We start from the raw sequence: 26,137 nt of genomic DNA on the forward strand, positions 1-26,137 counted from the left end.
CTCTCCTCTCAGCGACCGATGATCATCGCGCGCAGGCTCTTCGGCACCAGCAGCGCGAGCAGGATGTGGATCACCAGGAAGGCGCAGATCAGCGCCATGCAGACGAAATGGACGTAGCGCGCGGCCGGATAGTCGCCGAACAGGCTGACCAGCCAGTGCAGCTGGACCGGCTTCCACATCGACAGGCCGGTGAGCACGACGACGATGCCGACGCCGATGATGCCGAGATAGAGCAGCTTCTGCACCGCGTTGTAGGCGGTGAGGTCGTCATGGGCGAGCTTGAAGGTCAGCGCGGCCTTGAGGTCGGCGATGACGGACGCCGGCGAGACCGGCAGCAGCTTGCGGCGGAACCGGCCGGTGGCGAGACCGGTGACGAGATAAGCGAGCCCGTTCAGCATCAGCAGCCACATCGCCGCGAAGTGCCACAGCAGCGCGCCGCCGAGCCAGCCGCCGAGCGTGAAGCTGCGGTCGAAGCGGAAGTCGAACAGCGGAGAGGCGTTGTAGATCTGCCAGCCCGACATGATCATCATGATCATCGCGACGGCGTTGATCCAATGCATGACGCGCACCCAGGCCGGCTGAATGACCTTGGTCGCGACTCCAGTTGCAGGTCCCCCGGTCGCCGCGAGGGTCGAGGGGGCGCTGGTGGTGGCGCTCGTCATGGCGGTCGGCTCCGTCGCTTGCATTCGTCACGGTCATTATACGCCGGCTCGGCGGGCCCCGTTACGCTCCGGCACCGATCAAATCGATACGTGAAAACTATGGCGTTCACAAAAAAGCGAGCCGGGGTGGGCCCGGCTCGCTCCTGGTCACATCCGCGAGGAGGAGGAAGAAACGGATGTGTCCGGTGTCACGCCGGGCCTCAGGACGCCGGCATCAGCACGGTGTCGACCACGTGGATGACGCCGTTCGACTGGTTGACGTTCGGGATCGTCACCATCGAGGTGCCGCCCTTGGCGTCGACGATCATGACGTTCTTGCCCTCGCGCTTGACGGTGAGCTGCTCGCCCTCGACCGTCTTCAGCATCTGGCCGTCCTTCAGGTCGGACGCCTCGAGCTTGCCGGGCACGACGTGATAGGTGAGGATCTTGGTCAGCGTCGCCTTGTTCTCCGGCTTGACGAGGCTGTCGACGGTGCCGGCCGGCAGCTTGCCGAACGCGGTGTTGGTCGGCGCGAACACCGTGAACGGTCCCTTGCCTTCCAGCGTCTGCACGAGGCCGGCGGCCTTCACCGCGGCGACCAGCGTCGTATGATCCTTCGAGTTGACCGCGTTCTGCATGATGTTCTTCGACGGATACATCGCCGCGCCCCCGACCATCACGGTCTTCTCCTCGGCGTGCGCGGGTGCGACGACGATCGAGGTCAGCGACAGCGCGCTGAAGGCGGCGGCAGCGAGGAAGGCAATGCGCTTGGACATGGGTAGCTCCCTAATGAAGACGGCGGCAGCGCCGCACGATGAGTTCGACTGCGACATCGATGCGTTGGAGAGCGCTGTTGCTCTCGCGTCGTGTCGGGCCGAGCTACGCCGCGTCCGGAAGCGAGTTTCGGCGCATAATTTAACGTGATCCGTGAAACCTGCGGCGATCGAGATCGTCTCGCCGACTCATTGAACGAGATCTGCGCCGCAATGTCGCAGCCTGCTGCGAACTGATCAGCTCTCTGTCGGTCATTGGCCGAGGCCGATGACCGATCATCGCCGCCATTAACTACAATGCGAGCCGAGCCCGGCCGAACCTGCCGAAAATATTGCGAGTAAGACTTTCTTAAGGTTGATTGGTCGGCACGGCGCCGGCTGCGGGAAGGGGATGTCCCGCACTGTCCGGCGCGATCGGCGGGGGTTTCCTACAGTGAACAGAACGATCTGGATTGCGGGGTTCTGCCTCGTGATAATCTGCTGCTTGCTTGCAACGAAGATGGTGCTCGCCGCGGCGACGCCCGGCGACATGAGCGACACGACCTCGTCGCTGATCCGCGAGCCCATTCCGGGCGTTGATACGCTGAGCGAGACGGATCGCAGCTTCGCGACACAGCCGATCGAGTACAACGAGGACGTCTATCTGCCACTGGTCTCGCGGGCCGTGCGGGCGGAAGGGCGTAGCGGGTCGCCGGCGCGCCGGGCGAAGGCGTCCGGCAAAGCCGCTGTGCTGCGGCCGGCCAAGCGCAATCCGCAGCCCGTGAAGACGTCGGCGGCGTCGTGCAAGCAACTCGACCCGATCGCGCGCTTCCTCGCCTCGGCGAAGATCGGGCCGCGGTGCCAGGCTTGATCGTTTGAGGCGTCAGGCGGAGACCGCCGTCACCACTTGCGCCAGCAACTGCTCGCGCCGCGTCTGCGAGCGCTGGCCCTTCATGGTGGCGGCGAAGCGTTCGAGGATGCCGTCCTCGAACGCCGTGACGATGGTGTCGTGCACGTAGCTCTTGCGGCAGATCGCCGGCGTGTTGGTGAGCTCGTCGGCGGCGGCGCGGATCGCTTCCAGGATCTGCTTCTTGCGGCCGCGCGCGCTCGCCGCGGGCGTGATTCGCGACAAGGTCTCCAGGGCGACGGCCGAGGCCATCAGCGTGCGGAAATCCTTCAGCGAGATCTTGATGCCGGCGATCTCGCGCAGGAACGCGTTGACCTGCGTGGTCGAGACCGCGCGCACCACGCCCTGGGCGTCGCGGTATTGGAACATGCGGCGGCCGGGGACGCCGCGCAGGATGCCGACGGCCCGCACCAGCTTGGCGGCGTCGCATTCCTTGCGCACCGCCTTGCCGCCCTTGGCCTTGAAGGTCAGCACCAGGGAGTCATCCTCGAGCGTGACGTTCGACTTCAACAATGTGGTGGCGCCGCGCGTGCCGTTGAGCCGCGCATAGGATTCGTTGCCGGGACGGATCGCGGTGCGCGCGATCAGCTCGATCACGGCCGCCAGCGCGAACTCGCGCGTCGGCTCGTCGCCGGCGAGATGTTTCGACACCGCGCGGCGGATGCGCGGCAGCGCGCCGACCAGCTTGGCGAGACGATGCGCCTTGCGATGCTCGCGCACCTTCTCCCAATCGGCGTGATAGCGATATTGCAGCCGGCCGGCGGCGTCGACACCCACCGCCTGCAGATGGAGGTTCGGATCGGGGGCGTAGCGCACCTCGCGATAGGCCGGCGGCACCGCCATCGCATGCAGGCGGCGAATGGTGCCGGCGTGGCGGATCGGGGTGCCGTTGGCGCGGATGAAGGTATAGCTCTTGCCCCGCCTGATGCGGCGGATGGTCAGCGCGGTCTGGTCGCCGAGCTTCAGCCCGATGCGCCTGGCGAGTTCCTCGACCGAGGTCTTGGCGTTGCCTTGCGCGTCGGCGGTCTTGGCGTGGGCGAGATCCTTCAAGGTCAGCTTGCGGCGCGGCGGCTTGGGCGGCCACTGGCCCAGCGCCTTCGCGAGCGCGACATCGGCATCGGCCGGGCCGACCCGCGGGCTCTCGAAATTCTGCTGGTCCATCATTGCTTTAGACGCCCTGCCGTCGTTTTCATCCGCTCAATGCCCCGGAGTCCGGTTTGGTTCCGGCCGGGTTATCCACAGCTTCAAGGCGATTTAGGGCGTGACGGGCCGGATAGCGAGTCCCTAATTTTGAGCAGAACGGTTGCAAAATACCGGTGCGCGCCCGGATTCCGGGTAACCTTGATGCTGCAGACTGTAGCGACCTCCGAAGTGTGACCGGCGCGCTCAACCTCCGCGCACAATTCTTTGATCCTGCGCAGACCGCCTCCCCGCCGAAGGTCCTACTTGTCTTGCCTTGTCGCCGCCGGTTACGCGGACGCATAGTGGGAACAACGATGGCCTGCGCCGGACCACGGCGGGCCGCATGTGGAGGGTGTGAAATGTCCGAGAAGATCTACGACGTTCCGGCCGAATGGGCGAAACGCGCCTTTGTCGACGACGCGAAGTACCAGGAGATGTACGCGCGCTCGATCAAGGACCCCAACGGCTTCTGGGCCGAGCAGGCCAGGCGCGTCGACTGGGTCAAGGCACCGACGAAGATCGAGAACGCCTCCTACGCCCCCGGCAACATCTCGATCAAATGGTTCGAGGACGGCGTCCTCAACGCCGCCTACAACTGCGTCGACCGCCATCTCGCAACCCGCGGCGACCAGACCGCGATCATCTGGGAGGGCGACGACCCCTCGCAGTCCAAGCACATCACCTATCGCGAGCTGCACGACGAGGTGTGCCGGATGGCCAACATCCTGCGCAACCGCAACGTCAAGAAGGGCGACCGCGTCACCATCTATCTGCCGATGATCCCGGAGGCGGCTTACGCGATGCTGGCCTGCGCCCGCATCGGCGCCATCCATTCGGTGGTGTTCGCCGGCTTCTCGCCGGACTCGCTCGCCCAGCGCATCAAGGACTGCGATTCCAAGATCATCATCACCGCCGACGAGGGCCTGCGCGGCGGCCGCAAGGTGCCGCTCAAGGCCAATGTCGACGCGGCGCTGAACAAGGTCGACAATGTCGACTGGGTCGTCGTGGTCAAGCGCACCGGCGGCAAGATCGAGATGAATCCGAGCCGCGACCTCTGGTACCACGAGGCCGCGGAGATGGTGACGACCGAATGCCCGTGCGAGCCGATGCATGCGGAGGATCCGCTGTTCATCCTCTACACCTCGGGCTCGACCGGCCAGCCCAAGGGCGTGCTGCACACCACCGGCGGCTATCTCGTCTACGCCGCGATGACGCACCAATACGTGTTCGACTATCACGAGGGCGACGTCTACTGGTGCACCGCCGACGTCGGCTGGGTCACCGGCCACAGCTACATTCTCTATGGACCGCTGGCCAACGGCGCCATCTCGCTGATGTTCGAAGGCGTGCCGAACTATCCGGACAATTCGCGGTTCTGGAACGTCATCGACAAGCACAAGGTCAACATCTTCTACACCGCGCCGACCGCGATCCGCGCGCTGATGCAGGGTGGCGACGGGCCGGTGAAGAAGACCTCGCGCGCGTCTCTGCGCCTGCTCGGCTCGGTCGGCGAGCCGATCAATCCGGAAGCCTGGGAGTGGTATCACCGCGTCGTCGGCGACGACCGCTGCCCGATCGTCGACACCTGGTGGCAGACCGAGACCGGCGGCATCCTGATCACGCCGCTGCCGGGCGCGACCAAGCTCAAGCCGGGCTCGGCGACGCGGCCGTTCTTCGGCGTCGTGCCCGAGATCGTCGATGCCGACGGCAAGACGCTGGAAGGCGCGACCGAGGGCAATCTCTGCCTCACCCGCTCCTGGCCCGGCCAGATGCGCACGGTCTACGGCGACCATGCCCGATTCGAGATGACCTACTTCTCGACCTACAAGGGCAAGTACTTCACCGGCGACGGCTGCCGCCGCGACGCCGACGGCTATTACTGGATCACCGGCCGCGTCGATGACGTCATCAACGTCTCCGGCCACCGCATGGGCACCGCCGAGGTGGAGAGCGCGCTGGTCGCGCACGCCAAGGTCTCGGAAGCGGCCGTGGTCGGCTATCCGCACGACATCAAGGGCCAGGGCATCTACGCCTATGTCACCCTGATGGCCGGTGAGCAGCCGAGCGAGGAGCTGCGCAAGGAGCTCGTCGCCTGGGTGCGCAAGGAGATCGGCCCGATCGCCTCGCCCGACCAGATCCAGTTCGCCCCCGGCCTGCCCAAGACCCGCTCCGGCAAGATCATGCGCCGCATCCTGCGCAAGATCGCCGAGGACGAGCCGGGCGCGCTCGGCGACACCTCGACCCTTGCCGATCCCGGCGTGGTCGATGATCTCGTCCAGCACCGGCAGAACCGCAAGGAGAAGCAGGCCTAGCGCATGTCCGCTGGACCTCTCAGGAGACGGTTGGAGAACGCGGCCCGGCTGGGCTGCGTTCTCCTCGCTTTGGCGGGCGGGATCGGTCCTTCGACGGCGCAGCTCATGCCGCAGTCGCCGGAACTGAAGACCTCGGTCGCGTTCTTCTACCGGGATCCGCGCATCGAGGGCCTGGTCCACGTGTTCGCGACCCTGAAGTCGGAAGGGCGGGATTGGACCGCCTACCCGCCGGTGACCGGGCTGTTGGCGCGGTCCTTCGCGCTGCATCCCGACTGGATCGATCGGCTGGCGCCGCCCGAGGTAGACGGCAAGGCGGCTTCGGCCTTCCTGGCCGCGGTCCGGCTCTCGGGACATGCCGCTGAGGCTGGCAGGTTTCGCGGCCGTTTCGGCGCCAGCGCCCTCGACGCCACGCTGGAGGATCAGTTCGGCAGCGCTCCCGCCCGGCTCGAGGACATCACGATCAGGACCCCGACCGACCTGGACCTGCTGTGGGGCGCCTCGTTCGCTGAAGGCGACGGCCGCTATGTGCGCATGATCCTCGACTTCTTCGCCTCCATCACCAATCAGTCCGAGCTCATCGCGCTCGACACCGCCCGTCTCACGGTGGCCATGGTCGGCGGTCCGAAGGACATCTACGACACGCTGGAGCAGCGCTACGACGCGGCCCAGCGCGGCCGGATGGTGGTTGCGGCCGCAGCCCTGTGGGCCATCGGATCGAACGTGCGCCAGCACGACTACGTCCGCCAGGCGACGTCCGACTACATCCACGATCATCCGCGCACATTCGCCGTCCGGGCGCTGTCGGCGATCACCCGCCTCAAATAGATTGCACGTGCCCGGCCGGGTTCGCTCCGCTGGCCCCGCCGGCGAATCCGTGTTGCGGGCCGGATTCCGGCCGAGTGTTGTTTTCAGGTCATTTACTTGCAGAGGAAGTTTTCATTTCCTCCAGCCATCCGAGTGCTCCCGCAAGAGCGGAGGTCGCAGCGATGGGGCGAAGAGGAATGGCGAGGCCGATTGGAGCGATCGGGCCGGCCGTGAAGGCGGCGATGATGGCCGCGTCGGTGGTCGGAGCCATGGTCACGACGGCCGACTCTGCGTCCGCCCGTCCCGAGCTGGTCAGCATCGCCGGCGACTATTCGCCCGGCACGATCGTGGTGAAGACCGGCGAGCGCAAGCTCTACCTCGTGCTCGATGGCAGCCACGCCATGCGCTACACGGTCGGCGTCGGCAAGGCCGGCCGGCAATGGGCCGGCACCACCAAGATCGACGGCAAGTACAGGAATCCGGCCTGGGCGCCGCCGGCCGACGTCAAGCGCGACAAGCCCAACATCCCCGACGTGATCCCCGGCGGCTCGCCGCAGAATCCGATGGGCGTCGCCGCCATGACGCTCGCGGGCGGCGAATATGCCATCCACGGCACCAATGTGCCGAACTCGGTCGGCGGCTACGTCTCCTACGGCTGCATCCGCATGCTGAACAGCGACATCACCGACCTCTACGAGCGCGTGTCGATCGGCACCACGGTGGTCGTGACCCGCTGAAGCCGAAGCGGCCGAACTGATTCTCCGTCCCCCGCGCCATCACCATGCCTGACGGCGCGCGCCCGGCGGATGTATCAGAAGTCCGAGATGATTCCCTTTTTCTCCCAGTCGCCGTAGCGGGTCGGCTCCGGTCCCTTCGGACCCTGCAGCTCCCTCGGCATCGGCGTCGCCTGCTCGGCCGCGAGACGACGCCGCTCCTCCGCCTCGGCCAGCGCACGCTGCGCGGCCGGAGTGAGCGGCTTGCGCGGATTGTCGTTGCTGGCGACCACCGACAATGCGGGCTTGCGCTCGTTGTTGGGTTCGTTGCTCATCGTACCATTCCACCGTTGCACCGGATCCTTCCCGACATCATCAGATCGTGTGAGCACGCCGGGGAAAACAGGTCTAAAAAAAGCGGAGCCGATTCTTACATTTGGCATATTCCGGTGACAGAGGACCCGCAAGCTGATGGCATGCACCCGATGGTCGCGGAACTGCCTTTCTTCTTTCGCGAGTAATTCCCAGGCATGCCTCCGCCGCGTTTTGCGACCCCTTCCGAAGTCCCAGGCCTGGCGGCACGACGCATCGCCGCCGACGTGGTCGACGGCGTGCTGCACAAGCATCGCACCCTCGACGATCAGCTCGACGGAACCGGCGCGCATCCCGGACTGAAGCATCTCGCCGACCGCGACCGCGCGCTGATGCGCCGGCTGGTCGCCACGACCTTGCGGCGGCTCGGAACGCTCGGCCACGTGCTGTCGCGGCTGCTGGATCGTGGCGTGCCGACCGACGCGCCGCGGGCACAGAGCGCGCTGCTGATCGGCGCCGCCCAGATCCTCTGGATGGACGTTCCCGACCACGCCGCCGTCGACCTTTCCGTCCGCCTGGTGCAGGCCGACCGCCGCGCGGCGAAATATGCCGGACTCGTCAACGCGGTGCTGCGGCGCTGCGCCCGCGAGGGCGCCAGCCTGCTCGACGATGCCACCGGTCAGCCGCTTGATATCGCGCCCTGGCTGCTCAAGCGCTGGATCGATCATTACGGCGAAGCGACCGCCAGGGACATCGCCGCGGCGCTCGGCCAGGAGCCGTCGCTCGACCTCACGGTGAAGTCGGACCCGGCGCAATGGGCGTCGCGGCTGCACGGCGAGGTGCTGCCGACCGGCACCGTGCGCACCGTGCTGCATGGCTCGGTGACGGTGCTGCCGGGCTTTGCCGAGGGACAATGGTGGGTCCAGGACGCCGCTGCCGCCCTGCCGGCGCGCCTGCTCGGCGATGTCAGCGGCAAGGCCGTCGCCGACCTCTGCGCGGCGCCGGGCGGCAAGACCGCCCAGCTCGCCCATGCCGGCGCCCGCGTCACCGCGGTCGACCGGTCGCCGGCCCGGATGAACCGGCTGAAGGACAACATGACCCGGCTGCAGCTCACGGCCGAGACGGTCGTGGCCGACGCCGTCGAATGGCAGCCGGCCGAGAGCGGCGGCTTCGACGGCCTGCTGCTCGATGCGCCCTGCACCTCGACCGGCACGATCCGGCGCCATCCCGACGTCGGCTGGTTGCGCAGCGAGGCCGACATCACCGCATTGTCGGGCCTGCAGACGCGGCTGCTGACCAGGGCGGCCAGCCTGCTCAAGCCGGGCGGAACCCTGGTCTACTGCACCTGTTCGCTGGAGCCCGAGGAGGGCGAGCAGGTGGTCGAGCGCGTGCTCGCCGAAACCACCGAGCTGCGCCGCATCCCCGTGACCTCCGGCGAGGTGGCGGGACTGGCCGAGCTGGTCACGCCGGCCGGCGACCTGCGCACCCTGCCCTGTCATTTGCCGCACCAGGACCCCCGGCTTGGCGGTCTCGACGGTTTTTATGCGGCGAGACTGGAGCGGCGGCCGTGAGCGTGTCATCGTGTGCGCTCTGCGCCGGCCCTGCGTCGGCCGCGCTTTGAGGGCGTCGGCGTTGCGTTAGTCCGTTTATATCCTGATTTTGCACCAGATTCTGGTCCCGCGATGGTGCTGCACCGGGGCCAAAAATGGTGTATCGGCGGCAGTTGCGATCTATGAAGGATGCGCAACCGAATCCCCCTCTGAATCCAAGGCTTGGCGTGTCCGCCGCTCAACGCAGACGCATATCGACGCTGGTGATGGGCCGCTTTGCGCGCAGCCTGATGTCCAACGTCAGCGGTGTATCGGTATCCGTGTCCGGGCTGTGGCCAGGACGCGCGGACCGGCTCATCATTGCGCCGCATGACCTGCGCACGTCGGACGCGACGCGGGCGGCCGAGATCTATGCCGGACGCTTCGTCTTCGCCGGCAAGATCGTGACCTGCCACGGCCGTTCGATCTTCGACCTGGAGCCGCCGTCCGAGGACTGGGAGGTGGCCCTGCTCGGCTTCGGCTGGCTGCGACATCTGCGCGCAGCCGATACCGCGCTGACCCGCGCCAACGCCCGCGCTTTGGTCGACGACTGGATCACCAACCAGATCGGCCGCCATCCGCTGAGCCGGCGCGCCGACGTGCTGGCGCGACGGGTAATTTCGCTGTTGTCGCAGGCGCCACTGGTGCTGGCCGATTCCGACGGCAAGTTCTACCGCCGCTATCTGCGCGGGCTGACCCGCGAGATCCGCTATCTGCGCTATTCGACGATCGACATCCCGGATGGCGCGCCGCGGCTGCAGGTGCTGATCGCACTGTGTTACGCCGCGCTGTGCCTCGCCAACCAGGCCAAGCACATCCGCAGCGCGACCCGGAAACTCTCCGACGAATTGCAGCGGCAGATCCTGCCCGATGGCGGCCACGTCTCGCGCAATCCGGGCGCGCTGATCGAATTGCTGATCGACCTGCTGCCGCTGCGTCAGACGTTTGCGGCCCGCAACATCGCCCCGCCGCCGGCGCTGCTCAACGCCATCGACCGCATGATGCCGATGCTGCGCTTCTTCCGCCACGGCGACGGCAACATGGCGCTGTTCAACGGCATGGGCGGCACCCCGTCCGATCTGCTGGCGACCCTGCTCGCCTATGACGATACCCACGGCACGCCGATGGCGAGCATGCCGCATTCCGGTTTCCAGCGGCTCGACGCCGGACCGATGACGGTGATCGTCGACACCGGTGCGCCGCCGCCACCGCATCTGAGCCACGAGGCCCATGCCGGCTGCCTCGCCTTCGAGATGTCCTCCGGACCGTGCCGCATCGTGATCAATTGCGGCATGCCGTCGACCGGCCGCGACAATTGGCGCGCCTTTGCGCGCAGCACGGTGGCGCATTCGACGCTGACCTATCACAACACCTCGTCCTGCACCTTCGTCGAGATGTCGGCGATGAAGCGCCTGCTGCACGGCGCGCCGATCGTATCGGGTCCGACGCGGGTCGAGAATTTTCGCGAGATCGTGCCCGACGGCACCGTACTGTCGACCTCGCACAATGGCTACGCGGCGAAATTCGGGCTGATCCATCGCCGCGTGCTGGTGGCCGCCGAGGACGGCTCGCGGCTCGACGGCGAGGACACCGTGACGCCGGCGCAGGGCGCACGTCTTCGCGGCGGCGGCTCGGACTACGCGCTGCGCTTCCACCTGCATCCGGCCGTCAAGGCCAGCCGGCTCAGCGACGGCCGCGGCGCCATGCTGGTGCTGCCCAATCGCGAGGTCTGGACGTTCGAGACGTTCGACGATCGCGTCGACCTCGAGGACAGCGTGTTCCTCGCCGGCAATGACGGTCCGCGCCGCACGACGCAACTGGTGATCCGGCAGGACGCGCAGCAGGCCCCGTCGATCCGCTGGAGCTTCGTCCGCTCGTCGGCGTCGCCGACCGAGACCAACGGACGCCGCAACGGGCGGAGAGAGCCTGAGCTGCCGCTGTGAGCGGTACGGCGCCAAGGAATGAGCCGACGAATCGTGCTGCGAGATGCACGCTATATCTGCACGGACAGTAGGCTCCCTCTCCCCTTACTTACGGGGAGAGGGTCGGGTGAGGGGCAGACGCACGGGAAGTGCACGTGGCGAGACCTGTACCCCTTCACCCGGATTGCATCTGGCGATGCAATCCGACCTCTCCCCGCAAGCGGGGCGAGGTAAGGGCACCGCCTGCGACGCGCGTTCGAGCCAACATGAGCGCTCAATCGATCCCGAGCACACACACCTCCCCGTTGTCGCCATCGGCAAAAGCTGATATGAGGCCGGCTCTCGCGCGACTGGCGACTTTGGATGGAGCACCATCGGGGAGCGCGGGATCGACCGCCGTGCGCCTGGGCAAATTGAACTCCTGCAACAGGACTCTTTGCCATGACAAACCAGCTTCGTCGCGTTCGCCGTGCTCTGCTCTCCGTTTCCGACAAGACCCGCCTCGCCGACTTCGCGCTGGCGCTCGCTGCGCGCGGCGTCGAACTGATCTCCACCGGCGGCACCGCCAAGGCCATTGCCGAGGCCGGCCTGAAGGTGAAGGACGTCTCCGACCTCACCGGCTTTCCCGAGATGATGGACGGTCGCGTCAAGACGCTGCATCCCAAGGTGCATGGCGGCCTGCTCGCCATCCGCGGCAATGACGAGCACACCGAGGCGATGAAGGCGCACAACATCGCGCCGATCGATCTCCTCGTCGTCAATCTCTATCCGTTCGAGGCCACCGCCGAGCGCGGCGCGTCGTTCAGCGACTGCATCGAGAACATCGATATCGGCGGCCCGGCGATGATCCGCGCGGCCTCGAAGAACCACGAGGATGTCGCGGTCGTCGTCGACGTCAACGACTACGAGGCCGTGCTCGAGGACCTCGCGCGCCACGAGGGCTCGACCACCTTGCTGCTGCGCCGCCGGCTTGCCGCCAAGGCCTATGCGCGCACCGCCGCCTATGATGCTGCGATCTCCAACTGGTTCGCCGCCACCATCCAGAACGACGCGCCCGACTACCGGGCCTTCGGCGGCAAGCTGATCCAGTCGCTGCGCTATGGCGAGAACCCGCACCAGCATGCGGCGTTCTACGCGCTGCCCGGCCGCCGTCCCGGCGTCGCCACCGCGCGCCAACTGCAGGGTAAGGAGCTGTCCTACAACAACATCAACGACACCGATGCGGCCTATGAGTGCATCGCCGAGTTCGACCCGGCGCGCACCGCGGCCTGCGTCATCGTCAAGCACGCCAATCCCTGCGGCGTCGCCGAAGGCCCCGATCTCGTCACCGCCTATCAGAAGGCGCTGGCCTGCGACTCGACCTCGGCGTTCGGCGGCATCATCGCGATGAACCGCAAGCTCGACGCCGCCACCGCGCGCGCCATCACCGGCATCTTCACCGAGGTGATCATCGCGCCCGACGCCACCGACGAGGCGATCTCGATCATCGCAGCGCGCAAGAACCTGCGGCTGCTGCTCGCCGGCGCCCTGCCCGATCCGCGCGAAGCCGGCCTCACCGCCAAGACCGTGGCCGGCGGCCTGCTGGTGCAGAGCCGCGACAATGCCGTCGTCGATGACATGGAGCTGAAGGTGGTGACCAAGCGCGCCCCCACCGACGCCGAGCTGCGCGACCTGCGCTTCGCCTTCCGCGTCGCCAAGCATGTCAAGTCGAACACGATCGTCTACGCCAAGGATTCCGCGACCGTCGGCATCGGCGCCGGACAGATGAGCCGGGTGGATTCGGCGCGCATCGCCGCACGCAAGGCGCTGGATGCGGCCAGCGCGCTCAAGCTCGCCGAGCCGCTGACCAAGGGCTCGGTGGTCGCCTCCGACGCGTTCTTCCCGTTCGCCGACGGCATGCTCGCCTGCATCGAGGCCGGTGCCACCGCCGTGATCCAGCCGGGCGGATCGGTGCGCGACGAAGAGGTCATCAAGGCCGCCGACGAGCACGGCATCGCCATGGTGCTCACCGGCGTCCGGCACTTCCGGCACTGAGCGCCTTCACCGTCGTTCCGGGGCGCGCGCAGCGCGACCCCGGAATCCGGAGCTGAGGCGCGAGATTCCGGGTTCGTGCTGCGCGACGCCCCGGAATGTCCCCGGAGAGAGTTCAGGCAGCCCGCTCCGCAGGACGATCTGAACTCACGCGCGCCAGCAACAGCAATCCGGTCGCGAAGAACAGCACCAGCACCGCCATGCCGGCCTTCTGACTCGCAGTGACCGCGGTGATGGTGCCGATCAGCAATGGCCCGATGAACGACGTCACCTTGCCGGTGAGCGCGAACAGGCCGAAATACTGCGCGACGCGCTCCTTCGGCACCATGCGGATCAGCAGCGAGCGCGAGGCCGCCTGCAGCGGCGCGCCGCAGGCGCCGATGACGCAGCCGAGCAGGAGATAGGCGCGCTCCGGCAGCGAGGCGAATAGCGGGCCGCCCGGCACGGCCGGCGTCACCGGAATGAACAGAACCGAATCACGGCTCACCATGAGAATCGCGACGATCGCGAGCAGCAGCAGCGTCATGCTGCCGGCGATCACACGCTTCGGCCCGAGAAAATCATCCAGCTTGCCGCCGAGCCAGCCACCGAACGTGCCGGCGGCGGCGAGGATGATGCCGAAGGTGCCGATCTGGATCGTGTTCCAGCCGAATGTGCCGGCGGCATAGATGCCGCCGAAAGCGAACAGCGACACCAGCCCATCGGTGTAGATCATGTTGGCGAGGAGAAAGAGTGCAACGTCACGCTGCTGCGGCAGGCTGCGCAGCGTCTGCTTCAGTTGACCGAGCCCCTCGCGCACGGCCGCGCCCAGCCGGTGCCGTGCCGGAAAGTCCGGTGTGAACAGGAACATCGGCAGCACGAACACGATGAACCAGAGCCCCGTGAGCGGACCGGAGATGCGGTCGCCTTCATGGCTCACGGGATCGAGCCCGAACAGCGGCTTGAATCCAAACAGCGTGCGGCCGCTGTCGGGATTGGCGGCGAGAAAGCCGAGCACGATGATGAGCGAGAGGATGCCGCCGACATAACCGGTGGCCCATCCGGTGCCGGATAGCCGGCCGATGCGTTCCGGCGGCACCAGGGTCGGCATCATCGCGTTGTTGAACACGGTGGCGAACTCGACGCCGATGGTGGCGATCACATAGGCCGCGAGCAGCGGCGGGATCAGCTCGGGCGCGCCGGGGCGCCCGATCCACATCAGCGAGGCGCCGATCGCGAGCAGCGCGCCGAACGCCGCGATCCACGGCTTGCGGCGCCCGGTGGCATCGGCGATGGCGCCGAACACCGGTGACAGCAGCGCGATGACGATGCCGGCCGCGGCGGTCGCAAAGCCCCACAGCGCCTGGCCGCTCGCCGCGTCCGGCGCGACATGCGCCGCGAAATAGGGCGCGAAGACGAAGGTCGTGATCAGCGTGAAATAGGGCTGCGCCGCCCAATCGAACAAGATCCAGCTGACGACGGCCGCGCGCCCGGGATAGATTCGGCCGTCGGCAGTGCCAGAGGTCTCGATCGTGATGACGGCCATTCGAAAATCCTCTGCAATCCCAGCGTCGCGTCTCGCGACGATCCCAGCGTCGCGTTTTACGCCGGCGACCCGGCCCTATAACATCTGACGATCCCAGGCGGATGTCAGCAACGGCAGAATTGCGATGACCACGTTCACGATTGATCGACGACGGCTCCTTGCGGGTTTCATGCTGTTGCTGGCCGGCTGCCTGCCCGCGCGGGCGCTGGATTCGCAAACCTTCGATATCCCGCAGCCACCCGGTATCAGCGCGCCGGCGCAGCCGCCCGCCCATGGCATGGTGGTGGCACAGGAGAGGATCGCAGCCGAAGTCGGCCAGCGCATTCTCGCGCTCGGCGGCAACGCGGTCGATGCCGCCGTTGCCACCGGCTTTGCGATGGCCGTCACCTATCCGGTTGCCGGCAACATCGGCGGCGGCGGCTTCATGGTCATCCACATCGCCAAGTCCAACGAGGATATCGCGATCGACTATCGAGAGACCGGTCCCGCCGCGATCACGCGCGACATCTTCCTCGGCGCCGACGGCAAGCCCGACAACGCCAAGTCGCGCGATTCGGCGCTGTCGATCGGCGTCCCCGGATCGGTGGCGGGTCTCGCGCTGGCGCTGGAGAAATACGGCTCGGGCAAATTCACGCTGGCGCAGGTGCTGCAGCCGGCGATCGTGCTGGCACGCGACGGCATCCCCGTCGCCGACGACGTCGCCGTGACGCTGCCGATGATGGCGCCGCGGCTGGCGAAATGGAAATCATCGGCCGCGATCTTCATGCGGCCCGATGGCACCGTGCTGAAGGATGGAGACCGGCTGATCCAGAGCGATCTGGCGGCGACGCTCACCGCCATCGCCGAGCAGGGACCGCGCGGATTTTATGAAGGGCCGGTCGCCGACCAGCTCGCCAAGGCGATCCAGGATGCCGGCGGCATCATGACGGCGGACGATCTCAAATCCTACCAGCCGGTGCTGCGCACGCCGGTGCGCGGCACCTATCGCGGCTATGACATCGTGTCGATGCCGCTGCCGTCCTCGGGCGGCACCGTGCTGGTCGAGATGCTGAACATCCTCGAGGGCTTTCCGCTCGCTGAGCTGAAGCAGGGCTCGCCCGAATCGCTGCATCTGCTGATCGAGGCGATGAAGCGCGCCTATGCCGACCGTGCGCGCTATCTCGGCGACCCCGCCTTCGTCGACGCGCCGGTGCGCGCGATGCTGTCGAAGGACTATGCCGCGCGCCAGCGCGCTGGCATCGATCCCGCGCACGCCACCAGCGCCGGCGACGTGCTCAACACCAAGCCGCTGCGCGAGGGCAGCAACACCACGCATTTTTCGGTGGTCGACAATGACGGAAACGCCGTCAGCAACACCTACACGCTGAACTTCCCCTATGGCGTCGGCCTCGTCGCCGACGGCACCGGCGTGCTGCTCAACAACGAGCTCGACGATTTCACCGCCGCGCCCGGCGCCTCCAACGCCTTCGGACTGGTCGGCTTCGAGGCCAATCTGCCGGGCCCCGGCAAGCGGCCGCTGTCGTCGATGTCGCCGACCATCGTGCTGAAGGACGGCAAGCCCGTGCTCGTCACCGGCTCGCCCGGCGGCAGCCGCATCATCTCGACCGTGCTGCAGGTGATCGTCAACGTGCTCGACTATCGGATGGACGTCCGCCAGGCCGTCACCGCGCCTCGCCTGCATCACCAATGGATGCCCGACGAGGTTAGAATCGAGAAAGGCTTTGCCGATGACGTGCTCGCCGGTCTGCGCGCCCGCGGCCACAAGATCGAGGAGCCGATGGGACGGACCTCGGCCAACTCCATCCTGGTGACGCCGGATGGATTCGTCGGAGCGCCGGATCCGCGCAGCAAGGGCGCCACCGCAGCCGGGCGCTGAGGCGCCCGGTTCCTGGCCGATAGGAGGAGATCGTGGCCCGGATGACGATTTGCCGCCGCCCGGCGGGGCCCTGCACCAGCTTCCCTCCGTTGGCGTGGTGACCGAGGCGCGTTAGAAGCATACCAGGGCGCAGCGAGGCTCGCCCGCGAGACGGCGTCGGACGTTCTGGTGCATTTGCGAAGATTCGTGGTCGGTCTGTTGGTGTTTGCGGCCCTGCTGGTGGCGGGATGGCTCACCTATCGGCCTGACCGGGCGCTGCGCGTCGCGACCACCGTGGTCGCCGAGATGATCTGCGCCAAGACCTACGTCTCCGGCCTCGATCCGCAGACGGTGTTTGCGGAGACCATGGAACGGCCCGGTCTGCGCCGGTTGCGGGCCGTGATGCGCTACCGGGTGGAGCCCGACATGCGCATGGTGGAGGTGTCGCTGCTCGGCCTGCACGCCACCCGGGCCTCGTATCACGACGGTCTCGGTTGCGTGACGCTTCAGGGTCAGAAGCCGCCTTACGTGCCCCACACCGACGTCGCTGCGCTGCGCGCCGCCGCGCCTGCTCCCGCCTTGCCCGACTTCGCCGAAGACGCTGCGGTGGAGCCCAGCGATCCCGCGCTGAAGGCGGCGCTCGATCACGCCTTCGAGGAGCCGGCCAGCCCGCCATTCCGCCGCACCAAGGCGATCGTCGTCGTCAAGGACGGTCGCCTGATCGCGGAACGCTATGCGCCGAACATCGGCGTCGATACCCCGCTCATGGGGTTCTCGATGACCAAGACGGTCACCAATGCGCTGCTGGGCATCCTCACCCGGCAGGGCAGACTGAGCCCGTCGATCCCGGCGCCGGTCGCGGAATGGCGCGAGCCGAGGGATCCGCGCCACGACATCACCATCGAGCAGTTGATGCGCATGACGTCAGGCCTGGCGCTGGACGAAACCAATTCCGGCTTCGATCCGTCGAGCCAGATGGACATCCACCGCGACATGGCGGCGTTCGCGGTGCATGCGCCGCTGATTGCGCCGCCGGGACAGCGCTGGGCCTATTCGAGCGCGAGCACCCAGATCCTGGCGCGCATCATCCGCGACGCCGCCGGCGGTCCCGAGCAGGCGATCGAATTCGCGTGGCGCGAGCTGTTCCATCCGCTCGGCATGCGCAGCGCGACGCTGCAGTTCGACGGCACCGGCACGCTGCAAGGTTACGGCAACATGCTGGCGAGCGCGCGGGACTGGGCGAAGCTGGGGCTGCTCTATCTCGGCGACGGCGTCGCCGGGGACAAGCGCATCCTGCCCGAGGGCTGGGTGGCGATGTCGGCGACCGCGACGCCGGACACCGACTATGGCGCGGGATTGTGGACCAACCGCAGCCAGCACGTTCACGCGCAGGGACGGGCGGGCGCCGGCATTCCGGCGGATGCATTCTTCGCCTTTGGCCTGCTCGGCCAGCGGCTCGTGATCATGCCGAGCCAGCGCATGGTGGTGGCCAGGCTCGGTGATTCCATCGACCCCGACGGCGACATCAAGGGCGTCGCGCGCCTGGTGCGCGAGGTGATCGCGGCGACGGAAGCCACCGCCGCGCAATCGAAATAGACGCCGGCTTCAGCGGCCGACCTCGTAGGGCCCGCCCTTCTCCAGCGCGATCTTGTAGGCCGGCCGTGCCTCGATGCGGGCGAGGAAATCCATCGCCCGCGGATGGCCCTGCTCCAGACCGCCGCGCGATGCCGCCGCCTGCAGCGGGAAGCTCATCTGGATGTCGGCCGCGGTGAACGAATCGCCCGCAAACCACTCGCTCTTCTGCAGCTCGCTTTCCCAGAACGCCATGTGCTGCTTCAATTGCGGATTGACCAGCGTGCTCAACGCCTGGTTCGACACCTTGCGCACGATCGGACGCAGCAGCGCCGGCGCGCGCTTCGGCATGATGTTGAACAGCAGCTTCAGCAGCAGCAGCGGCATCGCCGAGCCCTCTGCATAGTGCAGCCAGTACGAATAGCGCAGCCGCTCCGGCGTCTTCGGCGGCGGGATCAGGCGGCCATTGCCATAGGTCTCGATCAGATATTCGACGATCGCGCCGGACTCCGCGACCGTGTTGCCGTTGTCGGTGATCACGGGCGACTTGCCGAGCGGATGAATGGCGCGCAGCTCCTTGGGCGCGCGCATGTCGGGCTGGCGCTCGTAGCGGATGATCTCGTAGGGGACGCCGAGCTCCTCGAGCAGCCAGAGCACGCGTTGCGAGCGGGAATTGTTGAGGTGGTGAACGGTGAGCATGGGGTTCCCAGGGACGGATCGAGTGGCGGGCGGCGTTCCGTAGCAGGACAGGACGGGTTCGGCGAGGCGTCCTCGGCACTGGAGGAGGGCCACAATAATTATCCGGGTAATATTGACTTTAATTTCGCCCGGGTCTTATTAAGCGCATCAAAGGGACCAAGCCATGGACACTTTCACCGCATTTGCCGGCCAGACCCGGATCGCCGCCGGGCCCCTGCCCAAGGTGGCGCTGGTGCTGAAACACGCCGCGCCGAACACCGAGCCGATCGTGATCTTCAACGACCGCACCGGGCAGCCGATCGACATCGATCTGCGCGGCAGCGACCGGGAGATCCTGGCGCGCCTGCCGGTCGACGCCGGCGTGGTCGCAGACCAGCCGCCGACCGGGCCGCGCGGCCGCGGCCGGCCAAAGCTCGGGGTCGTGGCCCGCGAGGTCACGTTGCTGCCGCAGCACTGGGAATGGCTCAATGCGCAGCCGGGCGGCGCCTCGGTCGCCCTGCGCAAGCTGGTCCACGAAGCCCGCCGCGCCAACGGCGACAGCGACCGCGCCCGCGAGGCGCGCGACGCGGCCTATCACTTCATGTCGGGGATCGGCAGCAACCTGCCGCAGTTCGAGGAGGCCTCCCGGGCGCTGTTCGCCGGCGATCTCGGCCGCTTCGCCGCGCTGATTGCGGACTGGCCGGCCGACATCCGCGACCATGCAGTGGCGCTCGCGCATCGCCACAGGGCCGAGTGAGATCGGCTGATTTCGACAGTCAACGAGAGCGGCCGCTCGCGACGGCTCTCGCTTCCATTCCTCGCAACACGGCCGTGCCTCGAACGAAGGGCGGTCGACGGAGAACCATGCCGTGTCGCCGCCAACCGCCTCGCTGCGCAAGCCGTTCCTGATGTTCGTCGTCCCGATGATGCTGAGCAATATCCTGCAATCGCTGTTCGGCACCATCAACAATGTCTATCTCGGCCAGATGATCGGCGTCGACGCGCTCGCCGCCGTCTCGGTGTTCTTCCCGGCGATGTTCTTCTTCGTCTCCTTCGTCATGGGCCTCGGCTCGGGCGCCGGCGTCCTGATCGGACAGGCCTGGGGCGCCGGCGAGCCGGCCAAGGTGAAGCAGATCGCCGGCACGACGCTGAGCATCGCGCTGCTGCTCGGCGGCCTGATCGCGGTGCTGGGTGGCGTCTTCAGCCGCGAACTGCTCACCGCCCTCGCCACGCCCGCCAACATCCTGGATGCGGCCGCGGGCTATGCCCGCATCATGATGATCACAATGCCGCTGACCTTCGCCTACATCCTGCTGTCCTCGCAGATGCGCGGCGTCGGCGACACCGTGACGCCGCTGGCCTCGCTCGCCGCATCGACCACGCTCGGCCTGGTGCTGACGCCGGTGTTCATCCGCGGATGGCTCGGTGCGCCCGTGCTCGGCGTCGCCAGCGCGGCCTGGGCCTCGGCGATCTCGACCCTGACGACGCTGGCCTGGCTCCATCTCCATCTGCGCCGGCGCAAGCACCCGCTGGCGATCGACGCGGCTTTCCTGCGCGGCATGCTGCCGGATGCGAAGCTGCTGCGGGCGGTGCTGCGGCTCGGCATCCCCGCCGCGATCGGCATGATCGTGATGTCCTTGGCAGAGATGGTGCTGATCGGCCTCGTCAACGGCTTCGGCTCGGACGCGACGGCGGCCTATGGCGCGGTCAACCAGGTGCTCGGCTATGTGCAGTTTCCGGCGCTGTCCATCGCGATCTCGGTCTCGATCTTCGGCGCCCAGGCGATCGGCCGCGGCCAGGCCGGGCAGATCGGCGACATCGTGCGGACCGGCATCGAGATGAATGTCGTGCTGACCGGCGGCCTCGTCGCGATCGGCTATCTGTTCTCACGGGTGCTGATGGGCTTCTTCATCACCGACCCAGCCGTCATCGAGGTGGCGCAGCATTCGCTGCACATCGTGCTGTGGAGCTCGGTGCTGTTCGGCATGTCCATCACGTTCTCGTCGGCGATGCGCGCGTCCGGAACGGTGTGGATGCCGCTGGCGATCTCGGCGTTTGCGATCGCCGCGATCGAGGTGCCGGCTGCCACCTGGCTTAGCCACAGCATCGGACTCGACGGCGTCTGGCTCGCCTATCCCATCACATTCGCCGCGATGATGCTGCTGCAGATGAGCTATTATCTCGTGGTCTGGCGCAAGCGGACGGTGCACAGGATGATCTGATGCACTCCGATGCCTCCCGGCCGCTGGAATATGATGACCGTCATAAAACCCTGGACGGGGCTGCTGCGCTGGACCACAATGTGAAAAACCGAGGAGACCGCCCATGAGCCGTCCAGCGCCAGAATTCATGTTCGACTTCGGCAGTCCCAACGCCTATCTGAGCCACGAGGCGATCCCGGCGATCGTGCAGCGGATCGGCGTCCAGTTCTACTATGTCCCGGTGCTGCTCGGCGGCATCTTCAAGGCGACCAACAACAAGTCGCCCGCCGAGTCGCTCGCCGGCGTCAGGAACAAGCGTGAGTTCCACGAGGTCGAGACGCAGCGTTTCCTCAAGCGCTACCACGTGCAGCCCTGGGTCTGGAATCCATACTTCCCGGTGAATACGCTGAACCTGATGCGCGCGGCCATCGCCGCCCAGCTCGAAGGCGTGTTCGAGGCCTATGTCGACGCGGCGTTCCACCACATGTGGCGCGAGCCGAAGAAGATGGACGATCCCGAGATCGCGATCGCTGCGATCACATCCTCCGGGCTCGACGGGGCCAAGCTGTTCGCGCGCGCCCAGGAGCCCGAGGTCAAGGCGAAGCTCGTGGAGAACACGCAAGCCGCCGTCGAGCGCGGCGCATTCGGTTCGCCCACCTTCTTCGTCGGCAACGAGATGTTCTTCGGCAAGGAGCAGTTGCGCGACGTCGAGGAATATATCCTGGGCAAGTGATCGCCATCATCGCGAGCCGACGGGTCCGCGCGAAGCACGGCCCGACGGGCTCGCCATAGGCGAGACCCGGGGCTCCTCGCAATGACGCTGAAGTGAGATCGGGAGACAAAGCATGCAACAGCGCAACGCCACCGTCGCGGTCGTCGGGGCCGGCGACTACATCGGCGCCGAGATCGTCAAGAAGTTCGCGTCGGAAGGCTTCACGGTGTTCGCCGGCCGCCGCAATGGCGACAAGCTCGCGCCGCTGGTCGCGGAGGTCGAGGCCGCCGGCGGGCGGATCGTGGCGCGCTCGCTCGATGCCCGCAAGGAGGACGAGACCACCGCCTTCCTCAACGACGCCGACAGGCATGCGCCGCTCGAGGTCGTGATCTTCAACGTCGGCGCCAACGTGAACTTCCCGATCCTAGAGACGACGGACCGGGTGTTCCGCAAGGTCTGGGAGATGGCGTGCTGGGCCGGCTTCGTCACCGGGCGCGAGGCCGCCCGGCTGATGCTGCCCCGCGGCGGCGGCAAGATCTTCTTCACCGGCGCGACCGCGTCGCTGCGCGGCGGCTCCGGCTATGCCGCCTTCGCTTCGGCCAAGTTCGGACTGCGCGCCGTGGCGCAGGCGATGGCGCGCGAACTGATGCCGCAGAACATCCATGTCGCCCATCTCATCATCGATTCCGGCGTCGATACCGCCTGGGTCCGCGAGCGCCGCGCCCAGCTCTGGGGTCAGGAGGCGCTGGACAATCCGGACCTGCTGATGCCGCCGGCGTCGGTCGCCGGTGCCTATTGGCAGCTCTACCAGCAGCCGAAGAGCGCCTGGACCTTCGAAATGGAGATCCGGCCGTTCGGCGAGAAATGGTAGAGGCGAATGGCGAATAGGGAGTAGCGAATAGGGAATGGAGCCTATTCCCATTCGCTGCTCGCCATTCGTCACTCGCTTCTGCATGATGCGGCCCGCTCACAGAGGGATCCACCCATGCGTATTCTCGTCGTCGGCGCCGGTGCCATCGGCGGCTATTTCGGCGGCCGGCTGCGGCAGTCCGGTGCCGATGTCACCTTCCTGGTCCGCCCGCGCCGCGCGGCTGAGCTCGCCAGTGCCGGCCTCGTGATCCGCAGTCCGACCGGTGACGTCACCTTGCCCAATCCGAAGACGGTGCAGGCGGACGGTTTGAAGCAGCACTTCGACGTCGTACTGCTGAGCTGCAAGGCGTTTGATCTCGACGACGCGATCGACTCGTTTGCACCCGCGGTGGGACCTGACACCGCGATCATTCCGATGCTGAACGGCATGAGGCACCTCGACGTGCTCGACGCCAGGTTCGGTCGCGCGCGCGTGCTCGGCGGGCTCTGCGCCATCGCCGCGACCTTGAACGAGAGCCGCGAGGTGGTGCAGCTGCAGCCGATGCAGTCGCTGAGCTTCGGCGAACGCGACGGCGGATCGTCGGAGCGCGTCCGCGCGATCTTCGAGATTTTCCAGCGCGGCAATTTCAATGCGTCGGCCAGCGAGAACATCATGCAGGACATGTGGGAGAAGTGGGTTTTCCTGTCCTCGCTCGCGGCGTCGACCACCTTGATGCGCGGGCCGGTCGGCGTGATCCTGACCGCGCCGGGCGGCAAGGATTTCCTGCTCGGCATGCTCGACGAATGCAGCGCCACCGCTGCGGCTGCAGGCTACGCGCCGGCCGGCGCCTTCTTCCAGCGCGTTTCCGGCATGCTCACGGCGGAGGGTTCCCCCATGACCGCCTCGATGTTCCGCGATCTGCGCGCCGGCCTGCCGGTCGAGGCCGATCACGTCATCGGCGATCTCGTCGCCCGCGCCGATGCCGCCAAGGTCCCGGTGCCGCGGCTGCGGATTTCATATACTCAGCTGAAGGTGTACGAGGCGCAGCGGGGCAAGTAGTCCCTGACGTTGCGTGGCCTCAAGGGCGGACGCGTAAGTCAGCTCCGGCGCCACCACACACTCCGCCGTCGTCCCGGCCTTGAGCCGGGACCCATACGCCGCGGCCGTGGTGAGGCAGGCGACTGCCAGCGAACTTCCTCGATAGACTCCGCGGTATGGGTCCCGGATCGGCACCCACCGACGCTTCGCGTCGGCGGGCTTGTCCGGGACGACGGCTGTGGGTGGCGCGAGGCCTCCAGTCGATCACCCGTCACTGCACATGCGCGAGATAATGCGCGAGCGCCGTGATCTCCTCCGCGCTCAGCGGATAGGCAACATCCGTCATCGCGGCCTGGCTGCCGCCGACGCGCTGTCCGCTCTTGTAGTCGTGCAGCGCCTTGACGAGATATTCCTCGCGCTGGCCGGCGAGCCGCGCCACGCCCTTGGTGCCGGCATAGCTGTCGAGATGGCATGAGGCACAGCGGCGACCGGCGGCGGCTTCGGCGCCCTTCTTCGACAGCTCCGGATTATCGTCGGGCGGTGACTTCGCCGGCTGCAGCGAAGCGAAATAGGCGCCGAGGTTGCGGATGTCCTCGTTGTTCAGCTGATCGATGATCGGCTTCATCGCCTCGTTCTTGCGGGTGCCGGCCCGGAAGAACACCAGCTGCCACTGGATGAACTGGTCCTGCTGGCCGGCCAGCGAAGGAATGTTCTCGGTCTGCGAGATGCCGTTCTCGCCATGGCAGCCGACGCAGAGCTCGGCCTTTGCCTTGCCGGCTTCGACATCAGCCGCCTGCGCGGAGGGGCTCATCAACACCAGCGCCAGCACGCATGCCGCAGCGGCAACTCCATGACGCATGTCAAATCCTCCGAATGCCCGGCTTCGCCTGCGCGGCCGGGATCGCCACGCTCAGATCAACGCGCAGCCCCGAAAATAGTTGGGGCTGCGGCCGCCATAAGGCAGCGCGCAGCCCCGCTTTCACGACGAGATCACTTCTTCTCGTAGCTGATGCGATAGATCGCGCCGGCCCAGTCGTCCGCCACCAAGATCGAACCGTCCTTGGCGAGGATGATGTCGTCGGGACGGCCGAGGTAGCCCTGGTCGCCCTCGATGAAGCCGGAAGCGAACACCTCTTGCTTGGCGTCCTTGCCGTCGGGACCGACGATGACGCGCATGATCCGGGCGCCCTGGTACTTGTGCCGGTTCCAGGAGCCGTGCTCGGCGATCAGGATGTTGTTCTTGTACTCCGCCGGGAACTGGTCGCCGGTATAGAACTTCATGCCCAGGGGCGCGACGTGAGCCCCGAGGTTCAGCACCGGAGGCGTGAACTCCGAGCATTTGTGGCCCATCGCGAACTTCGGATCCGGCAGGTCGCCCTGGTGGCAATAGGGATAGCCGAAATGCTCGCCGAGCTTCGAGATCATGTTGAGTTTGTCGCTCGGCAGATCGTCGCTGACCCAGTCGCGCGCATTCTCCGTGAACCAGTATTTGCCGGTGCGCGGATCGACGTCGCCGCCGACGCTGTTGCGCACGCCGAGCGCATAGATCTCGGCATTGCCGGTGCGCGGATCGACGCGGCGGATCTGCGACACGGACGTCGGCGGAATGCCGATGTTGAAGGGCGGTCCGAAGGGAATATAGAACCAGCCGTCCTTGTCGACCGCGATGTATTTCCAGCCATGCGCCGCATAGGACGGCATGTCGTCATAGACGACCTTGCCCTGGCCGAGATTGTCGAGATTGGCCTCGGCATTCTCATATTTGATCAGCTTGTCGACGGCGATGACGTACAGATTGCCGTCCTGGAAGGCGAGGCCGGTCGGCATGTTCAGGCCCTTGAGGACCGTCTTGACCTCGCGCTTGCCGCCCTTGTCGCTGATCGCATAGACGTTGCCGAGCCCGAACGAGCCGACGAACAGCGTGCCCTTGTCGCCCCAGGCCATCTGCCGCGCGGCAAGCACGCCCGAGGCCCAGACTTCCATCTTGAAGCCGTCGGGCAGCTTCACCTGCTTGACGATCTTGGCGAGCTCGGCATCGGAGGCGCCGGTCGGCGGGCCCGATGGCGGCGCCAACCCCTTCTGCGCCTCGGTCTCGTCGCCGAGGAACCAGTCGTCCGGCGGATGCGTCCAGAATTCCTTGGTGCCCGATTCGTACTTCTTGAGCGGCTTACCCGCGTCGGATTTCTGCTGCGCGCCGGCAATGCTGGTGCCGGCGAGAAGACCGATTGTTGCAAGCGCAAGAATGCTTCGGTGGAAAGCCGATGTCATCGCTTCACTCCCATGAGGCAGCTCGTCTGGCTGCGTCTACTTTTCGGAACGTATCTGAGGACGTCCTTTGGCCGGCCACGTCGAGTGGTCCTGCGCGAAAATGGTAGCACATCCTGAGCGGGTGAGAAGCGGATTGCGGCGAAGTTTGCGCGGCACTCACGAGCCGCCTCTGCACTCAAAGCATGCCAAATGCGCGCTTGATGTGCGCGCTCTTGCAACCCATCGATCGCTTTTGCGCTGACGGCAAGAACGGCCATGCGCTGTATTCATACG

General features: G+C 66.8%; 22 protein-coding genes and 1 riboswitch. Of the genes, 14 read left to right on the plus strand and 8 right to left on the minus strand.

Annotated elements, in window-relative coordinates; genetic code table 11:
- Positions 1-8 precede the first annotated feature (8 nt).
- A complete protein-coding gene (locus tag QX128_RS22390; RefSeq protein WP_316180275.1) occupies positions 9-662 on the minus strand; it encodes a cytochrome b/b6 domain-containing protein in 654 nt (217 codons plus the stop codon).
- Between the two features lie 200 nt (positions 663-862).
- Positions 863-1,417: a fasciclin domain-containing protein gene (locus QX128_RS22395; RefSeq protein ID WP_316238548.1), complete on the minus strand. Its 555-nt coding sequence runs from the start codon at positions 1,415-1,417 to the stop codon at positions 863-865.
- Positions 1,418-1,898: 481 nt separating this feature from the next.
- Between QX128_RS22395 and QX128_RS22400 the strand changes: the two genes are divergently transcribed.
- Positions 1,899-2,264, plus strand: a complete 366-nt coding sequence (locus QX128_RS22400) for a hypothetical protein (protein ID WP_316215494.1) — start codon at positions 1,899-1,901, stop codon at positions 2,262-2,264.
- A gap of 12 nt (positions 2,265-2,276) precedes the next feature.
- Here the strand turns inward: QX128_RS22400 and QX128_RS22405 are convergent, their stop codons facing one another.
- Positions 2,277-3,464 carry a DNA topoisomerase IB gene (locus QX128_RS22405; RefSeq protein ID WP_316238549.1) on the minus strand — a complete coding sequence of 396 codons (1,188 nt, stop codon included), beginning with the start codon at positions 3,462-3,464 and terminating at the stop codon, positions 2,277-2,279.
- 377 nt (positions 3,465-3,841) lie between these two features.
- On the opposite strand from QX128_RS22405, the gene acs reads away from it, so the two are divergent.
- The 3 genes from acs (at position 3,842) to QX128_RS22420 (ending at position 7,335) form a co-directional block, all read left to right on the plus strand.
- The gene (gene acs, locus QX128_RS22410; protein ID WP_316238550.1) at positions 3,842-5,794 is read left to right on the plus strand and encodes an acetate--CoA ligase; all 1,953 of its coding nucleotides are present in this window, start codon (positions 3,842-3,844) and stop codon (positions 5,792-5,794) included.
- Positions 5,795-5,899: 105 nt separating this feature from the next.
- Positions 5,900-6,619: a hypothetical protein gene (locus QX128_RS22415; protein WP_316238551.1), complete on the plus strand. Its 720-nt coding sequence runs from the start codon at positions 5,900-5,902 to the stop codon at positions 6,617-6,619.
- Between the two features lie 221 nt (positions 6,620-6,840).
- Positions 6,841-7,335, plus strand: coding sequence for a L,D-transpeptidase (locus QX128_RS22420; RefSeq protein ID WP_315800926.1), 495 nt, complete (start codon positions 6,841-6,843; stop codon positions 7,333-7,335).
- Positions 7,336-7,409: 74 nt separating this feature from the next.
- Here the strand turns inward: QX128_RS22420 and QX128_RS22425 are convergent, their stop codons facing one another.
- The gene (locus QX128_RS22425) at positions 7,410-7,646 is read right to left on the minus strand and encodes a DUF1674 domain-containing protein (protein ID WP_316180265.1); all 237 of its coding nucleotides are present in this window, start codon (positions 7,644-7,646) and stop codon (positions 7,410-7,412) included.
- Positions 7,647-7,841: 195 nt separating this feature from the next.
- On the opposite strand from QX128_RS22425, the gene QX128_RS22430 reads away from it, so the two are divergent.
- From QX128_RS22430 to purH, 3 genes are all read left to right on the plus strand, one after another.
- Positions 7,842-9,194, plus strand: a complete 1,353-nt coding sequence (locus QX128_RS22430; protein ID WP_316238552.1) for an RsmB/NOP family class I SAM-dependent RNA methyltransferase — start codon at positions 7,842-7,844, stop codon at positions 9,192-9,194.
- Between the two features lie 245 nt (positions 9,195-9,439).
- Entirely contained in the window at positions 9,440-11,155 is a 1,716-nt protein-coding gene (locus QX128_RS22435) for a heparinase II/III family protein (RefSeq protein ID WP_316215490.1), read from the plus strand.
- Between the two features lie 315 nt (positions 11,156-11,470).
- Positions 11,471-11,551, plus strand: a riboswitch (ZMP/ZTP riboswitch).
- Between the two features lie 24 nt (positions 11,552-11,575).
- A complete protein-coding gene (purH, locus tag QX128_RS22440; protein WP_316215489.1) occupies positions 11,576-13,168 on the plus strand; it encodes a bifunctional phosphoribosylaminoimidazolecarboxamide formyltransferase/IMP cyclohydrolase in 1,593 nt (530 codons plus the stop codon).
- Positions 13,169-13,280: 112 nt separating this feature from the next.
- Here the strand turns inward: purH and QX128_RS22445 are convergent, their stop codons facing one another.
- Complete coding sequence (locus tag QX128_RS22445; RefSeq protein ID WP_316215488.1) at positions 13,281-14,690, minus strand: MFS transporter; 1,410 nt, start codon at positions 14,688-14,690, stop codon at positions 13,281-13,283.
- A 169-nt stretch (positions 14,691-14,859) separates the two neighbouring features.
- Between QX128_RS22445 and ggt the strand changes: the two genes are divergently transcribed.
- Both ggt and QX128_RS22455 read left to right on the plus strand, forming a co-directional pair.
- On the plus strand, positions 14,860-16,566 hold the full coding sequence (ggt, locus tag QX128_RS22450; protein ID WP_316238553.1) for a gamma-glutamyltransferase: 1,707 nt from the start codon (positions 14,860-14,862) through the stop codon (positions 16,564-16,566).
- 168 nt (positions 16,567-16,734) lie between these two features.
- Entirely contained in the window at positions 16,735-18,141 is a 1,407-nt protein-coding gene (locus QX128_RS22455; RefSeq protein WP_316238554.1) for a serine hydrolase, read from the plus strand.
- Positions 18,142-18,150: 9 nt separating this feature from the next.
- Here QX128_RS22455 and QX128_RS22460 read toward each other — a convergent pair whose 3' ends face one another.
- On the minus strand, positions 18,151-18,816 hold the full coding sequence (locus QX128_RS22460; RefSeq protein WP_315740652.1) for a glutathione S-transferase: 666 nt from the start codon (positions 18,814-18,816) through the stop codon (positions 18,151-18,153).
- A gap of 163 nt (positions 18,817-18,979) precedes the next feature.
- Between QX128_RS22460 and QX128_RS22465 the strand changes: the two genes are divergently transcribed.
- The 5 genes from QX128_RS22465 (at position 18,980) to panE (ending at position 23,617) form a co-directional block, all read left to right on the plus strand.
- Positions 18,980-19,552 (plus strand): DUF2239 family protein, encoded by a 573-nt coding sequence (locus QX128_RS22465; RefSeq protein ID WP_316238555.1) that lies wholly within the window; start codon positions 18,980-18,982, stop codon positions 19,550-19,552.
- 151 nt (positions 19,553-19,703) lie between these two features.
- On the plus strand, positions 19,704-21,017 hold the full coding sequence (locus QX128_RS22470) for an MATE family efflux transporter (protein ID WP_316238617.1): 1,314 nt from the start codon (positions 19,704-19,706) through the stop codon (positions 21,015-21,017).
- A 103-nt stretch (positions 21,018-21,120) separates the two neighbouring features.
- Positions 21,121-21,729, plus strand: coding sequence for a 2-hydroxychromene-2-carboxylate isomerase (locus tag QX128_RS22475; RefSeq protein ID WP_315800765.1), 609 nt, complete (start codon positions 21,121-21,123; stop codon positions 21,727-21,729).
- Positions 21,730-21,841: 112 nt separating this feature from the next.
- A complete protein-coding gene (locus QX128_RS22480) occupies positions 21,842-22,579 on the plus strand; it encodes an SDR family oxidoreductase (protein ID WP_316180249.1) in 738 nt (245 codons plus the stop codon).
- 114 nt (positions 22,580-22,693) lie between these two features.
- On the plus strand, positions 22,694-23,617 hold the full coding sequence (gene panE, locus QX128_RS22485) for a 2-dehydropantoate 2-reductase (protein ID WP_316238556.1): 924 nt from the start codon (positions 22,694-22,696) through the stop codon (positions 23,615-23,617).
- A 250-nt stretch (positions 23,618-23,867) separates the two neighbouring features.
- Here panE and QX128_RS22490 read toward each other — a convergent pair whose 3' ends face one another.
- Together QX128_RS22490 and QX128_RS22495 are read right to left on the minus strand one after the other, a co-directional pair.
- The gene (locus tag QX128_RS22490; protein WP_315800768.1) at positions 23,868-24,455 is read right to left on the minus strand and encodes a c-type cytochrome; all 588 of its coding nucleotides are present in this window, start codon (positions 24,453-24,455) and stop codon (positions 23,868-23,870) included.
- Positions 24,456-24,586: 131 nt separating this feature from the next.
- A complete protein-coding gene (locus QX128_RS22495) occupies positions 24,587-25,864 on the minus strand; it encodes a PQQ-dependent sugar dehydrogenase (protein WP_315800769.1) in 1,278 nt (425 codons plus the stop codon).
- Between the last annotated feature and the right edge of the window lie 273 nt (positions 25,865-26,137).

The sequence above is a fragment of the Bradyrhizobium sp. SZCCHNR1015 genome (genome assembly GCF_032489875.1).
Taxonomy (GTDB): Bacteria; Pseudomonadota; Alphaproteobacteria; order Rhizobiales; family Xanthobacteraceae; genus Bradyrhizobium.

What these genes read in the sequence shown, in the direction of transcription:
- QX128_RS22420 (WP_315800926.1), top strand. Translation starts at nt 6,841, where the DNA reads ATGATGGCCGCGTCGGTGGTCGGAGCCATGGTCACGACGGCCGACTCT.
- panE (WP_316238556.1), top strand. Translation starts at nt 22,694, where the DNA reads ATGCGTATTCTCGTCGTCGGCGCCGGTGCCATCGGCGGCTATTTCGGC.
- QX128_RS22425 (WP_316180265.1), bottom strand. Translation starts at nt 7,646, where the DNA reads ATGAGCAACGAACCCAACAACGAGCGCAAGCCCGCATTGTCGGTGGTC.
- QX128_RS22470 (WP_316238617.1), top strand. Translation starts at nt 19,704, where the DNA reads ATGTTCGTCGTCCCGATGATGCTGAGCAATATCCTGCAATCGCTGTTC.
- purH (WP_316215489.1), top strand. Translation starts at nt 11,576, where the DNA reads ATGACAAACCAGCTTCGTCGCGTTCGCCGTGCTCTGCTCTCCGTTTCC.
- QX128_RS22460 (WP_315740652.1), bottom strand. Translation starts at nt 18,816, where the DNA reads ATGCTCACCGTTCACCACCTCAACAATTCCCGCTCGCAACGCGTGCTC.
- QX128_RS22390 (WP_316180275.1), bottom strand. Translation starts at nt 662, where the DNA reads ATGACGAGCGCCACCACCAGCGCCCCCTCGACCCTCGCGGCGACCGGG.
- QX128_RS22405 (WP_316238549.1), bottom strand. Translation starts at nt 3,464, where the DNA reads ATGATGGACCAGCAGAATTTCGAGAGCCCGCGGGTCGGCCCGGCCGAT.
- QX128_RS22415 (WP_316238551.1), top strand. Translation starts at nt 5,900, where the DNA reads ATGCCGCAGTCGCCGGAACTGAAGACCTCGGTCGCGTTCTTCTACCGG.
- QX128_RS22480 (WP_316180249.1), top strand. Translation starts at nt 21,842, where the DNA reads ATGCAACAGCGCAACGCCACCGTCGCGGTCGTCGGGGCCGGCGACTAC.
- QX128_RS22395 (WP_316238548.1), bottom strand. Translation starts at nt 1,417, where the DNA reads ATGTCCAAGCGCATTGCCTTCCTCGCTGCCGCCGCCTTCAGCGCGCTG.
- QX128_RS22430 (WP_316238552.1), top strand. Translation starts at nt 7,842, where the DNA reads ATGCCTCCGCCGCGTTTTGCGACCCCTTCCGAAGTCCCAGGCCTGGCG.
- ggt (WP_316238553.1), top strand. Translation starts at nt 14,860, where the DNA reads ATGCTGTTGCTGGCCGGCTGCCTGCCCGCGCGGGCGCTGGATTCGCAA.
- QX128_RS22495 (WP_315800769.1), bottom strand. Translation starts at nt 25,864, where the DNA reads ATGACATCGGCTTTCCACCGAAGCATTCTTGCGCTTGCAACAATCGGT.
- QX128_RS22475 (WP_315800765.1), top strand. Translation starts at nt 21,121, where the DNA reads ATGAGCCGTCCAGCGCCAGAATTCATGTTCGACTTCGGCAGTCCCAAC.
- QX128_RS22445 (WP_316215488.1), bottom strand. Translation starts at nt 14,690, where the DNA reads ATGGCCGTCATCACGATCGAGACCTCTGGCACTGCCGACGGCCGAATC.
- QX128_RS22490 (WP_315800768.1), bottom strand. Translation starts at nt 24,455, where the DNA reads ATGCGTCATGGAGTTGCCGCTGCGGCATGCGTGCTGGCGCTGGTGTTG.
- QX128_RS22435 (WP_316215490.1), top strand. Translation starts at nt 9,440, where the DNA reads ATGGGCCGCTTTGCGCGCAGCCTGATGTCCAACGTCAGCGGTGTATCG.
- QX128_RS22465 (WP_316238555.1), top strand. Translation starts at nt 18,980, where the DNA reads ATGGACACTTTCACCGCATTTGCCGGCCAGACCCGGATCGCCGCCGGG.
- acs (WP_316238550.1), top strand. Translation starts at nt 3,842, where the DNA reads ATGTCCGAGAAGATCTACGACGTTCCGGCCGAATGGGCGAAACGCGCC.